The organism is Paraburkholderia acidipaludis NBRC 101816 (genome assembly GCF_000684975.1).
Lineage (GTDB): Bacteria > Pseudomonadota > Gammaproteobacteria > Burkholderiales > Burkholderiaceae > Paraburkholderia > Paraburkholderia acidipaludis.
Map to the genome: position 1 here is coordinate 88,070 of NZ_BAXZ01000022.1, position 13,400 is coordinate 101,469.

General features: G+C 66.0%; 14 protein-coding genes and 1 pseudogene. 7 read left to right on the plus strand and 8 right to left on the minus strand.

All coding sequences use genetic code 11. The annotated features are described in order from the left end of the window. Positions 1-131: 131 nt before the first annotated feature. Together BAC01S_RS35680 and BAC01S_RS22920 are read right to left on the minus strand one after the other, a co-directional pair. A pseudogene (locus BAC01S_RS35680) lies at positions 132-259 on the minus strand (LysR family transcriptional regulator); the annotation flags it as partial. Between the two features lie 75 nt (positions 260-334). Continuing rightward, positions 335-799 carry an Rrf2 family transcriptional regulator gene (locus tag BAC01S_RS22920; protein ID WP_027796859.1) on the minus strand — a complete coding sequence of 155 codons (465 nt, stop codon included), beginning with the start codon at positions 797-799 and terminating at the stop codon, positions 335-337. A gap of 96 nt (positions 800-895) precedes the next feature. Between BAC01S_RS22920 and BAC01S_RS22925 the strand changes: the two genes are divergently transcribed. Beyond that, positions 896-1,801: an NAD(P)/FAD-dependent oxidoreductase gene (locus tag BAC01S_RS22925; protein ID WP_027796860.1), complete on the plus strand. Its 906-nt coding sequence runs from the start codon at positions 896-898 to the stop codon at positions 1,799-1,801. Positions 1,802-2,109: 308 nt separating this feature from the next. Next, positions 2,110-2,448, plus strand: a complete 339-nt coding sequence (locus BAC01S_RS35945) for a GFA family protein (RefSeq protein WP_407667949.1) — start codon at positions 2,110-2,112, stop codon at positions 2,446-2,448. A gap of 287 nt (positions 2,449-2,735) precedes the next feature. Here the strand turns inward: BAC01S_RS35945 and hpnH are convergent, their stop codons facing one another. Next, positions 2,736-3,887 (minus strand): adenosyl-hopene transferase HpnH, encoded by a 1,152-nt coding sequence (gene hpnH / locus BAC01S_RS22930; RefSeq protein ID WP_027796861.1) that lies wholly within the window; start codon positions 3,885-3,887, stop codon positions 2,736-2,738. A gap of 12 nt (positions 3,888-3,899) precedes the next feature. Continuing rightward, complete coding sequence (gene ispH / locus BAC01S_RS22935; RefSeq protein WP_027796862.1) at positions 3,900-4,844, minus strand: 4-hydroxy-3-methylbut-2-enyl diphosphate reductase; 945 nt, start codon at positions 4,842-4,844, stop codon at positions 3,900-3,902. Positions 4,845-5,164: 320 nt separating this feature from the next. Here ispH and hpnC point away from each other — a divergent pair, with 320 nt between their 5' ends. Together hpnC and BAC01S_RS22945 are read left to right on the plus strand one after the other, a co-directional pair. After that, positions 5,165-6,034 (plus strand): squalene synthase HpnC, encoded by an 870-nt coding sequence (gene hpnC / locus BAC01S_RS22940; RefSeq protein ID WP_027796863.1) that lies wholly within the window; start codon positions 5,165-5,167, stop codon positions 6,032-6,034. Positions 6,035-6,048: 14 nt separating this feature from the next. Next, entirely contained in the window at positions 6,049-7,227 is a 1,179-nt protein-coding gene (locus BAC01S_RS22945; protein ID WP_027796864.1) for a glycosyltransferase, read from the plus strand. A 12-nt stretch (positions 7,228-7,239) separates the two neighbouring features. On the opposite strand, the gene BAC01S_RS22950 is transcribed toward BAC01S_RS22945, so the two are convergent. Both BAC01S_RS22950 and hpnA read right to left on the minus strand, forming a co-directional pair. Then, positions 7,240-7,755, minus strand: a complete 516-nt coding sequence (locus BAC01S_RS22950; RefSeq protein WP_027796865.1) for a hypothetical protein — start codon at positions 7,753-7,755, stop codon at positions 7,240-7,242. A 168-nt stretch (positions 7,756-7,923) separates the two neighbouring features. Beyond that, a complete protein-coding gene (hpnA, locus tag BAC01S_RS22955; RefSeq protein WP_027796866.1) occupies positions 7,924-8,934 on the minus strand; it encodes a hopanoid-associated sugar epimerase in 1,011 nt (336 codons plus the stop codon). A gap of 192 nt (positions 8,935-9,126) precedes the next feature. Here hpnA and BAC01S_RS22960 point away from each other — a divergent pair, with 192 nt between their 5' ends. Beyond that, a complete protein-coding gene (locus BAC01S_RS22960) occupies positions 9,127-9,423 on the plus strand; it encodes an acylphosphatase (RefSeq protein WP_027796867.1) in 297 nt (98 codons plus the stop codon). Between the two features lie 57 nt (positions 9,424-9,480). On the opposite strand, the gene egtD is transcribed toward BAC01S_RS22960, so the two are convergent. Continuing rightward, a complete protein-coding gene (gene egtD, locus BAC01S_RS22965; RefSeq protein WP_043203342.1) occupies positions 9,481-10,476 on the minus strand; it encodes an L-histidine N(alpha)-methyltransferase in 996 nt (331 codons plus the stop codon). Between the two features lie 405 nt (positions 10,477-10,881). On the opposite strand from egtD, the gene rarD reads away from it, so the two are divergent. Further along, a complete protein-coding gene (gene rarD / locus BAC01S_RS22970; RefSeq protein ID WP_027796869.1) occupies positions 10,882-11,775 on the plus strand; it encodes an EamA family transporter RarD in 894 nt (297 codons plus the stop codon). Positions 11,776-11,853: 78 nt separating this feature from the next. Here the strand turns inward: rarD and BAC01S_RS22975 are convergent, their stop codons facing one another. Beyond that, on the minus strand, positions 11,854-12,411 hold the full coding sequence (locus BAC01S_RS22975; RefSeq protein WP_027796870.1) for an Mpo1 family 2-hydroxy fatty acid dioxygenase: 558 nt from the start codon (positions 12,409-12,411) through the stop codon (positions 11,854-11,856). Positions 12,412-12,556: 145 nt separating this feature from the next. Here BAC01S_RS22975 and BAC01S_RS22980 point away from each other — a divergent pair, with 145 nt between their 5' ends. Further along, a complete protein-coding gene (locus tag BAC01S_RS22980; RefSeq protein WP_027796871.1) occupies positions 12,557-13,243 on the plus strand; it encodes a Crp/Fnr family transcriptional regulator in 687 nt (228 codons plus the stop codon). Positions 13,244-13,400: the final 157 nt, after the last annotated feature.

Below are 13,400 nucleotides of genomic sequence, written 5' to 3' on the forward strand. Positions count from 1 at the left end.
CTGCTAGCGCACATGCTTGAACCGGCGCTGCCCCCGTGCCAAGGAGTTTGCGAGTTGGACGCGCCACTAACTCGCGCACAGCGGCACCCGTGATGCCGCGCCGTGAAATTCACATTGTCGACGAGAGAGCGAAGACTCGTTTTCGCGTCGTCCAGGTCCACGAGCAGACGAATCGCCCGCTCGCAATACGCGATGCATCAGGTGTGACGGTGATTCTGTGAGTCGTCCGATTTAGAAGCCTGACGCGCAACTGTGCTTCGCCTATGCGGCAGGGCTAGCGTTGGAGCAACGATCGCTGCCAGTCTTGGCATCAACCCTCGCTGGCACGCGAACGTCACCGACTCGTCGACCGGGACCGGCGCTTCGTCGACGTTGACCTGGACGTGGAGGCTTCGAAGTCGCGCGCGAGCATCGCGATGGTGACTTTCGCGAATCTCGCGAGCATGACGGTCTCGGCTTCCTGGAGCGTCTCTGAAAGTTGCGCATTCACCGCCTGTTCGACAAGACATTCCGGGTGATCGTGCGAAACGAGGTCCGAGAAAAGCGGCGGTTCACCGACTGCGCGATAGACGTCCAATAACGTAATGTTCTCAAGCGGTTTGCCCAATACCCATCCGCCGCCGTGCCCCTTTTCTGACGTGACATAACCCATGTCGCGCAGACCGCCAAACAAGCGTCTAACAACGACGGCATTCGTATCCAGCATCTTGCCGAGCGCTTCGGAAGTCAACGGGCCATCCGCATACTTCAGGTGAATCAGCGCGTGCAGGACCCGTGATATGCGGCTATCGGTTTTCATCCTGGGGGACTATCTCATGAAACATTTGGAGTTGCGTGATAGTGTAGCACGGCGCTATCATGCAACCAGACAAGTTACTTGAGAAGGAGGAAACCTATGTCAGCACATTACGATGTCATCGTGATCGGTGGCAGCTTCGCCGGTCTTTCCGCCGCGATGCAACTGGTGCGCGCGAGACGGCGTGTACTGGTGCTTGATGACAGGCGTCCACGCAATCGCTTCGCACCACACTCGCATGGGTTCCTCGGACAGGATGGCAAGGCGCCAGCCGAGATCATCGGCGAAGCGACAGCCCAACTGGCGGCGTATCCGACCGCACGGATCGTCGCGAGGGAAGCCAGCACGGCAGAACGTATCGGTGATCGATTTTTCGTCACACAAGGCGATGGGAGCACTTTGAGCGCGGATCGCCTGATTCTCGCCACGGGCGTTCGCGACGAACTACCGTCCGTACCCGGCCTTGAAGAGCGATGGGGACTTTCAGTACTGCATTGTCCATACTGCCACGGCTACGAAGTAGGAGACAAACGGCTCGGCGTTCTGGCGACACACGCGCTTTCAGTCCATCAGGCGATGCTCGTTTCTGATTGGGGACCGACGACATGGTTCACGCAAGGCATCGTCCAACCGACGCCCGAAGAGGCTGCTCTGTTCGACACCCGTAACGTGCTCATCGAGCGGACGCCCGTCATCGAAATAATCGGAGCTTCCCCCAACATAACCGGATTGCGTCTCGCCGATGACCGGGTCGTCGCTATCGATGCACTCTTCGTCGCGCCCCGGACGCGAATGGCGAACCCACTCGCGACACAGCTCGGATGCGCGTTCGAAGAAGGGCCGATGGGCCCCGTTATCCGTGTGGACGAATGGAAGCAGACGAGCGTGCCGGGCGTGTTTGCCGCCGGTGACGCTTCGAGTACCTGGACAAACGCGACGTTCGCATCGGCCGCGGGCGTTGCGGCAGGCGTCGCAGCTCATCGTTCACTCATCTTCGGATTGTAAGCGGTGAAGCCGATTGCTGCCGCTGCACCTCTTGAGGCGAAGCGCTCGCCAGGCAGCCTTCCGCTGCCCACGTCCGTCGAACAGTGCCGCGAGGAAGTGTGGCTGCAGCCGCGCATTTCTGGTCAGCCTGCATAAGGATCGCCGGGGTAAGTGGCGAACGGCAGTTGCACCTTGGGAAGAGACATAAGACCAGCTCGATACTGAGCGGCTGAGATGGGTCGTCTACGGTCTGCAGCATCGGGCAGTAGGTGGCCACCAGAAAAGCGGTATCCGTATAATCAAGCCAGATATCGATAGAAGATCGCAATATGAACATTCCTTTCTCAAGCGGGTGTGCATGTGGCGCTCCTTTTGCGTCAGGCGTCACCGTCATGACCGCCGATCTTGAGATCATTGGCACACCGAAAACATACGCCGTTCGCGCAAGTAGTGGCAGTCTCACAACTCGCAGTTTTTGCCCTGACTGTGGCACTCCTTTATTCACGCAAAGCGAAGCTTATTCACAAGTCACTTCTATCCGGTTTCCCTCGCTGGACGACACCTTGGACTTCAAGCCAACCCTGGACATATATACCGCGAGTGCGCAGCAGTGGGCGTGCCTTGATCAGAATTCCGCACTTTCCCCAGTCGCCCCAGCAGTCAAATGAAGTTGATGCCTAATCAGGGTCTCCGCTGAACGGTCTCAGGTTTTGGTCCGATGGCGATCAACGTTGGCTTGCCGGTGTCGGCTTAGGGCCGACCACCGAAGGTTTCGGCGGCCGGCTGAGTAAGTCACCTGTCCGGTTTCTCTGGGTTGTCGCGCGGGGCGCAAGCGTCGCTATCCCGGAAGCGATATTTCGGCGCTCGCTCCGATAAGCCATAAAGAGACAAAGGGCGCAGCGGTTTGAACCGCTGCGCCCTTCGAGGCAAGACGTTGGCGAGTGTCAGCCTGCCATCACCCCGCCGCGACCGTAGCCGGCTTCTTCGTCTTGGCTGCGTTCTTGATCTCTTCGAGCTTGATCTCGACGTGGCGCGAGAACACGTATTCGGCCGGACGCGCACCTTCAAGCGGGATGTCCTTCGCGAACGCGCCCGTCGTGCGCGGGCCCGAGAGGGCGATGCGCGCAGCCTTCAGCGGATGCGCAACCGTGTCCATCACGGCCGTCGCCTCGAAGCCGCAGTGGACCATGCAGTCCGCGCACTTCTCGTACTTGCCCGTGCCGTACTTGTCCCAGTCGGTGGTTTCCATCAGTTCCTTGAAGGTCTTCACATAACCTTCGCCGACCAGATAGCACGGCTTCTGCCAGCCGAACACCGTGCGCGCCGGGTTGCCCCACGGCGTGCATTCGTAGGTCTGGTTGCCGGCCAGGAAGTCGAGGAACAGGCTCGACTGGCTGAACGACCACTTCTTGCCGTTGTTGCCGCGCTTGAAGATTTCGCGGAACAGGTTCTTCGTCTTGTCGCGGTTCAGGAAGTGCTGCTGGTCCGGTGCGCGCTCATACGCATAGCCCGGCGACACCGTGATGCCGTCCACGCCGATCTCGCCCACCGTGTCGAAGAACTTCGCCACGCGCTCGGGCACGGCGTCGTTGAACAGCGTGCAGTTGATGTTCACGCGGAAACCGCGGCGCTTGGCTTCCTTGATGGCCGCGACGGCCTTGTCGTACACGCCTTCCTGCGAGACCGAGTGGTCGTGCGCCTCGCGGTCGCCGTCAAGGTGGACCGACCAGACGAAGTACGGGTTCGGCTCGTAGTCGTCCATCTTCTTTTCCATGAGCAGCGCGTTCGTGCAGAGATACACGAACTTCTTGCGCGCCATGATGCCCTTCACGATCTGCGGCATTTCCTTGTGCAGGAGCGGCTCGCCGCCTGCGATGGAAACGACCGGCGCGCCGCACTCGTCCACGGCTTCGAGACATTCCTGCAGCGAGAGGCGCTGGTTCAGGATGGGATCCGGATAGTCGATCTTGCCGCAGCCGTTGCAGGCCAGATTGCAGCGGAACAGCGGCTCGAGCATGAGCGCGAGCGGATAGCGTTTGTTGCCGCCGAAATGCTGGCGGAAGATGTACGCGCCAACGCGGACTTTTTGTAGCAGCGGAATAGACAAAGTGTGTCCTCCTTAAACTTCGCGCGCGACGAGCGGTTGCAAGAGCTTCGACGGCAGCTTGAATTCGACTTTTTCCTCACGGCCCGTCATCGTCGACACCTCGACAGGCCCCAACGCGCGCAGCGCGTCGATCACGTTCTCGACCATCTCTTCGGGGGCCGAAGCACCCGCCGTCAGGCCGACGGTCGTGACGCCCTCGAACCACTCCGCCTTCACTTCCGAGCCGTCGGCGACCAGATAGCTCGCCACGCCCGACTCGCTGCCGATCTCGCGCAGGCGGTTCGAGTTCGAACTGTTCGTTGCGCCCACCACGAGCAGCACGTCCACTTCGGTCGACAGCTCGCGCACGGCGGCCTGGCGGTTCTGCGTGGCGTAGCAGATGTCGCGCGTGTCCGGGCCGACGATGTCGGTGAAGCGGTTGACCAGCGCGTCGATGATGCCGCGCGTGTCGTCCACCGAAAGCGTGGTCTGCGTCACGTAAGCGAGCGGCGCGTCGAGCGGCAGATCGAGCTTCTGCACGTCCGCCTCGCTCTGCACCAGCAGCACGGTGCCCGGAATCTGGCCGATCGTGCCTTCCACTTCCGGATGACCGGCGTGGCCGATCAGGATCAGCGTGCGACCCTGGGCAACGTACTGGCGGCCCTGCACATGCACTTTCGTTACGAGCGGGCAGGTGGCGTCGAGCACGTCGAGGCTGCGCTCTTCGGCGGCGCGTTCAACCGTTTTCGCCACGCCGTGCGCGCTGAAAATCGCGACCGCGCCCTCGGGCACTTCGTCGAGCTCTTCCACGAAACGCGCGCCCTTGTTGCGCAGATTCTCGACCACATGGCGGTTGTGGACGATTTCGTGGCGGACATAGACGGGCGCGCCGTGCTTCTGCAGTGCGCGATCGACAATCTCGATAGCGCGGACAACCCCCGCACAAAAGCCGCGGGGTTGGGCAAGGATCACTCGCATAGGGTGGCGAACTCCGACTGGCGCGCTAGCCGAAGAATCCGGTAAAAATGACTCGTTCGCCGCGCCCATCATATTAATTTAGGTGCACAAGCCCAGCCGGACCGTGGCCCGAGCGAGACTAAACGCGCATTTTAACCGCTTCGCCAACCGTTTGCTGTGACACGCACCCGCGGTGCGGCGTGCGCGCGACGCCGGCTGGCCGCGCGCGGGTTATGCCGCAGTGCAGCACAGCGCCGGAACCCTTAAACTAACGCGTTCGCTGGGTTCGCACGGCTGGCCGCAAGGCGCCTGCGGACCCGACCCCAATCTGGACGCCCTGGATGGAAGCCGACCATTACGACAATTTTCCGGTCGCGAGCGTGCTGCTGCCGAAGGCGCTGAGGGCGCCGGTCGGCGTGATCTACCATGTCGCGCGCACCGCCGACGACATCGCTGACGAAGGCGACTGGAGCCCTGCCGAACGTCACGCGCGTCTCGCGGATTTTCGCGCCGGCCTCGACGCGGTGGCCGGCGGCCGGCCCGCGTCCGTCCATCCCATGCTGTTTGCGAAGCTTGCCGAAGTGGTGCGGCAGTGCAGGCTGCCGCTCAAGCCGTTCTACGACCTCGTTTCGGCGTTCGGTCAGGACATCGATACGGTGCGCTATGCCAATCGCCTCGAACTGCTCGACTTCTGCCATCGTTCGGCCAATCCGGTCGGCCATCTGATGCTGCATCTGATCGACGCGGCGACGCCCGAAAACCTGGCCGACTCCGACACGATCTGCACGGCGCTCCAGTTCATCACCTTCTTGCAGGACGTGAGCGCGGACTGGCGGCGCGGCCGTCTCTACCTGCCGCAGGCCGACCTCGCGCGCTTCGGCGTGACCGAGGCGCAGATCGCGGCGGGCGTGGTGGACGACGCCTGGCGCAACTTGATGCGCCATGAGGTGGCGTTCGCGCGCTCGCTGATGGCGAGCGGCGCGCCGCTGGCGCTGCGCGTGCCGGGGCGCTTCGGCCTCGAGCTCGGCAGCGTCGTGCACGGCGGCCTGCGGCTGCTCGAGCGCATCGAGCGCGCGGGCTACGACGTGTTTCACGAGCGCCACACGCTCGCCCCCTCCGACTGGGCCGTGGTGCTGTGGCGCACGGCGGCCATGTGGCTGTCGCGCCGCACCGGCGTGCGCGCGCCTTCAATCGAAAGTAACAACGCCTGAAAGATAACGACGCGATGACGACGACGATCCTCTTTGCCCTCTCCTGCCTCTCGCTGCTGATCTGGCTCGTCCTGCTGTTCGGGCGCGGCGGCTTCTGGCGCGCGCGTCCGGCCGCGCCGCTGCCCGTGGTCGAGCCCACGGTCGGCTGGCCCGCCGTCTGCGCCGTCGTGCCGGCGCGCAACGAAGCGGACGCCATCGGCGAGGCCGTGGGCTCGCTGCTGCAGCAGGGCTACGCGGGCGACTTCCACGTGATCGTGATCGACGACCACAGCACCGACGGCACGGCCGAAGCCGCGCGCGCCGCGGCGCTCGCGCTGCAGTGCCCCGAGAAGCTTTCCGTGATCGCGGCGAAGCCGCTGCCGGCGGGCTGGTCGGGCAAGGTGTGGGCGCAGTCGCAGGGCATCGAGGCGGTGCGCACGCTGGGCCTGCCCGCTGATTATCTGCTGCTCACCGACGCGGACATCGGCCATCCGCCCGACGCCGTCGCGCAACTCGTCGTGCGCGCGCAGGCGGAACAGCGCGACCTCGTTTCGCTGATGGTGCGCCTGCGCTGCGACTCGTTCTGGGAAAAGGCGCTGATCCCGGCGTTCGTGTTCTTCTTCGCGAAGCTCTACCCGTTCTCGTGGGTCAACGACCCGCGCAACAAGACGGCGGCGGCGGCGGGCGGCTGCATGCTGGTGCGCCGCGAGGCGCTGGAGGAGGCGGGCGGCATCGAATCGATCCGCGCCGAGCTGATCGACGACTGCAGCCTCGCCGCGCGCATCAAGCATCGCGGCACGGGGCATCACCCGATCCGGCTCGACGTCGCCGCGAAGAGCGTGTCGCTGCGCCCGTACGATTCGTGGAAGGACATCTGGAACATGATCGCGCGCACGGCGTTCACGCAGCTGCACTACTCGGCGTGGCAGCTCGCGGGGACGATACTCGGCATGACGGTGATCTATCTCGCGCCGCCTGTCGTCGCGCTGGCGCTCGGGCCCAAGGGCTGGCCTGCGTGGTTTGCCTGGGCGCTCATGTGCTGCGCCTATGCGCCGATGCTGGCCTACTATCGGCGCTCGCCGCTGTGGGCGCCGTTCCTGCCGCTCGTCGCGCTGTTCTACGTGGGCGCGACGTTCGCTTCGGCGTGGCGCTTCTGGCGCGGCAAGGGCGGGCAGTGGAAGGCGCGCGTGCAGGCGCCCGTGCAGGGACGGTGACGCGGCGCGGCTTTAGCGCTGCGTCAGCATCATGTACATCTGCACGACCATGTCCGGCGTGAACGTGAACGGCACCCAGCCGTGACCCGTATGCCGGAGCACGAGCAGGCGGTCGCCGTTCGACTGCTTCTGCACGGCCATCGCCGGATTCTTCGTCGAAACGAAGCGCCAGCCGGGCGGCAGGTCGGGCGGCGGCTCGGGCTGCATCGAGGCGCGCACGTTGGCGAGGCGCTCGATCAGTTCGCCCACCTGCAGCGGATTGAGCAGCACCGTCTTGCCGTCGATCTCCATCGTGAGCTGATTCTGCGAGGGGCGGTCGATCTTCAGCGTGTTGGGAGCGGGCGCGGTGGTTTTTTCCGCCGGCGCGGGCTGCGGCGCTTCAGCCGGCACAGCCGCTGGCGCGGCTTGCGCCTTCTCTTCGACGGCGACATCGGCTTGAGTGCTCGGCTGCGCCGCCTCGGCGGCGGCGGCCTGAAGGAGCTGATCGACGCCTGCGTCGAGCGCGCCGATCTGGTCTTGTAGATTCATGCGGGGCTTCCAGGTAAGACCCGCGATTTTACCCACTGCGCGCGGGGCTTGCCGTTCCGGCGTTGTACGCATGTCGCAACAAAAGTTGTAACAAAATGCGATCTTCACGCGCAAAAGCGCGAAAAAACGGTGCCAGACGGTGCGCCTGCCCGTTAGCGCTTCATGAACTCAACTCTTCAGATAGCCCGCTTCGCGGAACCACGCGAGCGCGTCCTCCAGCCCCTGGCGATACGGCCGCGCGCGATAGCCCAGCTCGCGCTCCGCTTTTTCCGATGTGAAAAACATCTTGTTCTTCGACATCTTCAGCGCGTCGACGGTGACGAACGGCTCGCGCTTCGTGAAGCGCGCGACGGCTTCCGCGCCGAGCGCGAGCGGATAGAGCGGCCAGCGCGGCAGCGCGAGCGTGGGCGGCTTGCGGCCGACCATGCCCGCGATGTCGGCGAGCATCTGCTGCAGCGGCAGATTCTCGCCGCCGAGGATGTAGCGCTCGCCGATGCGCCCGTGTTCCAGCGCGAGGAAATGACCCTGCGCGACGTCGTCGACGTGCACGAGATTCAGGCCCGTGTCGACGAACGCGGGGATCTTGCCGGTTGCCGCCTCGACGATGATGCGGCCCGTGGGCGTGGGCTTCACGTCGCGCGGGCCGATCGGCGTGGACGGGTTGACGATCACGGCGGGCAGGCCGTCGCGCTCGATCATGCGCTCCACCGCGCGCTCGGAGAGCACCTTGCTGCGCTTGTAGACGCCGATGGCCTGTTCGGCCGTGAGCGGCGAGGTTTCGTCGGCGGAAGCCCCCGAACTCGTGACCTTGAGCGTCGCGACGCTGCTCGTGTACACGATGCGCTCGACCCCCGCTTCGAGGGCCGCGCGCATGGTGGCTTCGGCGCCTTCCAGATTCGCGCGCTCGATCTCGTGCGGGTCCGGCGCCCAGAGGCGATAGTCGGCGGCCACGTGGAACAGGTAGCGCACGCCGGAGAGGGCGGCGCGCATCGAAGCGGCGTCGCGCATGTCGCCGGTCACGACTTCGGCGTCGAGCGCGGCGAGGTTGGTGCGGGGGCTCGTCGGGCGCACCAGCACGCGCACGGCGTAGCCCTTCTCCTGAGCGATGCGGGCGACGGCCGAGCCGACGAAGCCGGAGGCACCGGTGATCAGCACGAGGTCGCGTGAATGGGCGGTCATACGAAATGGACTTCCTGGTCGGTCCGCGCCGGGTGGCGCGCGGTGATGTTCGATTGCATCCGGTTGGGCCGGAGGCGGTCGCGCCGCCGGCGTGGCACGGATTGTACGTGGCGCGCGCCGACGCATGGCGGCACGCGCCACGCTCGCGCGCCGCGGCGTCTACAATGCCGCGCAGAGAGAGGAGATTGAACGATGACTGGACCGGATCTGGATTCGCGCGTCGAAACGTACTACGTGCGCGTGCGCGGGACAGTGCAGGGCGTGGGCTTTCGGCATGCAACGGTACGCCAGGCGCACGCGCTGCGCATTCGCGGCTATGTGGCCAACCTGGAGGACGGCTCGGTCGAGGCCGTGATCCAGGGCACGGCCAACCAGGTGGACCGCATGCTGTCGTGGCTGCGCCACGGGCCGCCCTCCGCGCGCGTCACGGAGGTGGCGAGCGAAGAACGTCACACCGACAAACGTTACGAGCGCTTCGAGCAGCATTGAAGGTTTTTCGCGTTGCCCTCGCCGCCGGCGACCGGGGAGAGGGGCAGCGCCGCGACGTCATTTCACCGCGAGCAGACTCTCCGCGAATCCCCACTCCTTCTCGATCCACTGACGCGCGCAGCTGAACCCCGCGTCGTCGGCGATCGCGGGGATTTCGTCGGCGTAATACTTGTGGCTGCTTTCGGTCCAGATCGTCTCGCCCGCCTCCAGCGCGACCGAGAGCTGCGCCGCGCCCACGTGCGCTTCCACGCGGCGCTTCGCGCGCAGATGCATCTCGATGCTGCGCGCGTCGGGGTTGAAGCGCGCAACGTGCTCGAAGGCGGCAAGGTCGAAATCACCGTCGAGCTCGCGGTTGATGCGCGCGAGCAGGTTCAGGTTGAACGCGGCCGTCGCGCCGATGGCGTCGTCGTAGGCGGCCACCAAAGTATTCACGGGCTTCACGAGGTCGGTGCCGAGCAGCAGCGTGTCGCCGGGCTTGAGCATCGCGCGGATGTCGCGCAGAAAGCGCGTGGCCGCGAGGCGCGCGAAATTGCCGATCGTGCTGCCGAGAAACAGCACGAAAAGCTGCTCGCCGGGCGCGCGCCGGCGGCTGACTTCGGCGAGGCCGGCCAGATAGTCGCGCTCGTAGCCGACGATGGAAATGCGCTCGATATCGGCCAGCTCGCGGCGGCACAGCTGCAAGGCCGTGCGCGAGATCTCGATAGGACAGTACGAGGTGGGCCGCTTGCGGCACAGCGCTTCGAGGATGCGGCGCGTCTTGCGGCCGCTGCCGCTGCCGAGTTCGGCGACGGTGACGTCGGCGGGCAGGGCGTCGACGATCTCGCCCGCGTAGCGCGTGAGGAGGCGCTCTTCAGCGCGCGTCACGCCGTACTCGGGCAATACGGTGATCACTTCGAACAGTGCCGATCCCACTTCGTCATACAGATACTTCGACGGCAGTTCCTTCTGCGGCGCGTGCGTGAGGCCGGCATGGACCTCGCCGGCGAACGCGGCGACGGCGGGGGAAACCACTGCGGGGCGGGCTGCGGCGGGGCGGTGCGCAGGACGGGGCATGCGAGCTCCTGGTGCGTTTGACGGCGGCCGGCGGCGCGCACCTCGCAAACGTCGGGGCGAAGGCGCTTCGCACGGAAGGGCGGTTCCGTAGCAAGACTTACGTTCTAGTCCATGCCGGCGCGATCTGCACGGACTAAATCGCGCGGGATCGCGTCCTGGGTACGGTCACGGCAGGCAGCATTGCGCGTGCCCGGGCGTGCCCGCCATCACGGGCGGCGCGCCGGGCGACTAAAATGCCGGCTGGCGGCCGGGCGTACCGGCCGTTGCCTGCTTCATTTACACGATTCCGATGACAATGCCTTTATCCGTGCCCGGCGCGCTTGCCTGCGCCGAGCGCCGCCCCCGCCGTTCCCGTTCCCCGCGGTCCGGGCCGACCGCCTCCCGCCACCTGAACCCAGCCCGCCGATGAACCCGTACGAGCCTCGGCGCGGGATCGCGCTTTCCGTGGCGGCCTCGGCCCTGTTCGCGCTGATGTCGGCCTATACGCTGCTGCTCGCGCCGCTCTCCGGCCTCGATATCTTCGCGTGGCGCGTGATCTGGACCATGCCGGGCGCGCTGGCGCTGCTGCTTGTGCGCGGCCGGTGGCCGCAATTGCGCGCGCTCGTCGTGCGCATGGTGCAGGAGCCGCGCATGGCGCTCGCGCTCGCGCTAAGCGCCGCGCTGCTCGGCCTGCAGCTCTGGCTGTTCCTCTGGGCGCCGTTGCACGGGGACATGCTGGAAGTCTCGCTCGGCTATTTTCTGCTGCCGCTCATCATGGTGCTGGTGGGGCGCTTCTACTATCACGAACGGCTCGATGGCCTGCAATGGCTCGCCGTGGTGTGCGCGGCGGTGGGCGTGGCCCATGAGCTCTGGGCCACGCATGCGTTCTCGTGGCCCACGCTGCTGGTCGCGTTCGGCTATCCGCCGTACTTCGTGCTGCGTCGCAAGATTCACGCAGACTCGCTCGCGACCTTCGCGGTCGAGATGGTCCTGCTGACGCCGGTTGCCGTTTTCGAGGCGTGGGCGGGCGGCTCGATGGCGCTGCTCGATGCCCGCCCCTTTCTCGAATTCGTCCTGCTGCCGGGGCTGGGCGCGCTTAGCACCGTGGCGCTCGCGTCCTACCTCAAGGCGAGCCGCCTGTTGCCGATGGCGCTCTTCGGCATTCTCGGCTATGTCGAGCCGGTGCTGCTCGTAATCGTTTCGGTGACGCTGCTGGGCGAGCATCTGGGCGCGCGGGAGCTGGCGACCTATGTGCCGATCTGGCTGGCCGTGGGCCTGACGGCGCTGCACGGCGCACGGCTCGTGCGCTTGTCGCGCTAGCGCGCCGGCGCGGGGCAGACGGCGCATGCTCTCGCGCCGTGCGACGTCCCGGCGCGCACTGCCCGTGGGGCGTGCGCTTTACGGCCGCTGCCCGGCCGCCGCTTTCGGCGGGTTGACCCGCGTCGGGCCTGTTTTCGCTTCGATCGCCGCGCGCAGCGCGGGCCGCCACCCGAGGCCGAAGAGCGCTTCGGCGAGCACGAACAGCGGGCCGACAATCAAGCCGGTCACGTCGTCGACGAAGGCCGGCTTGCGGTGCTCGTAGGCCGCATGGCCGACGAACTGGAACACCCACCCCACCACGAACAGCGCAATGCCGCTGCCGAGCCACACGGCGGTGGACTGCGCGGCGAGCCACGCGCCGAACGCGACGCAGGCGGCGGAGATAACGGCCATCATCAGCCCGAGCGGCACGTCGAGCACGAGGTAGTACACGGTCGCGCCGCCGAACAGGAGCCATGCCGGCGAGAGGGGGGAAAGCAGGGAGAAAGGCGGCGCGCCGGCCGTCAGTGCCGGGCGCGCAAGCAGCACCGCGAGCGCCAGCACGATCAGCGGGATGCCGACGAAGTGCGTCGCGATATTGCGGACGTCGCGATGATAGGCCGCGTACTGGGTCAGCTGATCGGTCAGGTTTCTCATGGATGCCCCTCTATCTCCAAAATCATTATGATCGTCGGGGATTCGTGTACAAGACCTTCGCCTGCCCGACAATCTCCCTACCCATTTCGCCCCACCCTCACCTGTGCGTTCCGACCGTCCTCATTCCCCCGGCGACGATCCGGCGTTGCCGGCCATCGCAGCGGCCCTTGAGCGCAGCGCATGGTTCCGCGGCCTGCCCGACGCGCTGCGGGCCGCGTTGCGCGCCGCCGGCCGCGTGCGCACCGTGCGCGCCGGCGAACGCCTCTTCATGCGCGGCGACCCCGACGACGGCGTCTACTGCGTGCTGGAAGGGGCGGTGCGCGTGGGGGCGGCGAGCATGGGCGGCCGCGAGGCATTGCTGGCGGTGGTGGGGCCCACGAGCTGGTTCGGCGAAATCACGCTGTTCGACGGCGGCCCGCGCACGCACGACGCCTATGCGGAGCGCGACTCCACGCTCTTTCACGTGCCGCGCGCGCCGCTGGCGGCGCTGCTCGACGCCACGCCGGCCTGGTGGCACGCATTCGGCCTGCTTCTGACGCAAAAGCTGCGCCTCGCCTTCGACGCGATCGAGGAAGCCGCGCTGCTGCCCGCCGCCGCGCGCGTGGCGCGCCGGCTGCTGGTGCTGGCCCGCAGCTACGGCGAGGACCCCGGCGGAGGGGGCGAGCATCGCGTAGTGAGCGTGCCGCAGGAAGATCTGGCGCTGATGCTGGCCCTTTCGCGGCAGACCGTGAACCAGATCCTGAGGCAGTTCGAGCGCGACGGACTGGTGGTGCTGCGCTACGGCCAGATCGAGATTGCGGACGCGGCGCGGCTCGCCCAGGCCGCGGAATGAGCGTCAACTGGCGGTCAATGACACTCAACATGAATACATATTGATTTAATTGATCAATATAGTGTTCGCTGTGGCGGATTCGCTTACGGTGTTTCCCGCTTTTTCCGTTTTACCCGCACAATGAGGGCCGGTTCCGCGCGACAACACTGCGGCGCTC

What these genes read in the sequence shown, in the direction of transcription:
- BAC01S_RS22960 (WP_027796867.1), top strand. Translation starts at nt 9,127, where the DNA reads ATGACTGGACCGGATCTGGATTCGCGCGTCGAAACGTACTACGTGCGC.
- BAC01S_RS22975 (WP_027796870.1), bottom strand. Translation starts at nt 12,411, where the DNA reads ATGAGAAACCTGACCGATCAGCTGACCCAGTACGCGGCCTATCATCGC.
- BAC01S_RS22950 (WP_027796865.1), bottom strand. Translation starts at nt 7,755, where the DNA reads ATGAATCTACAAGACCAGATCGGCGCGCTCGACGCAGGCGTCGATCAG.
- rarD (WP_027796869.1), top strand. Translation starts at nt 10,882, where the DNA reads ATGAACCCGTACGAGCCTCGGCGCGGGATCGCGCTTTCCGTGGCGGCC.
- BAC01S_RS22925 (WP_027796860.1), top strand. Translation starts at nt 896, where the DNA reads ATGTCAGCACATTACGATGTCATCGTGATCGGTGGCAGCTTCGCCGGT.
- ispH (WP_027796862.1), bottom strand. Translation starts at nt 4,844, where the DNA reads ATGCGAGTGATCCTTGCCCAACCCCGCGGCTTTTGTGCGGGGGTTGTC.
- egtD (WP_043203342.1), bottom strand. Translation starts at nt 10,476, where the DNA reads ATGCCCCGTCCTGCGCACCGCCCCGCCGCAGCCCGCCCCGCAGTGGTT.
- BAC01S_RS22945 (WP_027796864.1), top strand. Translation starts at nt 6,049, where the DNA reads ATGACGACGACGATCCTCTTTGCCCTCTCCTGCCTCTCGCTGCTGATC.
- hpnA (WP_027796866.1), bottom strand. Translation starts at nt 8,934, where the DNA reads ATGACCGCCCATTCACGCGACCTCGTGCTGATCACCGGTGCCTCCGGC.
- BAC01S_RS35945 (WP_407667949.1), top strand. Translation starts at nt 2,110, where the DNA reads ATGAACATTCCTTTCTCAAGCGGGTGTGCATGTGGCGCTCCTTTTGCG.
- BAC01S_RS22920 (WP_027796859.1), bottom strand. Translation starts at nt 799, where the DNA reads ATGAAAACCGATAGCCGCATATCACGGGTCCTGCACGCGCTGATTCAC.
- hpnC (WP_027796863.1), top strand. Translation starts at nt 5,165, where the DNA reads ATGGAAGCCGACCATTACGACAATTTTCCGGTCGCGAGCGTGCTGCTG.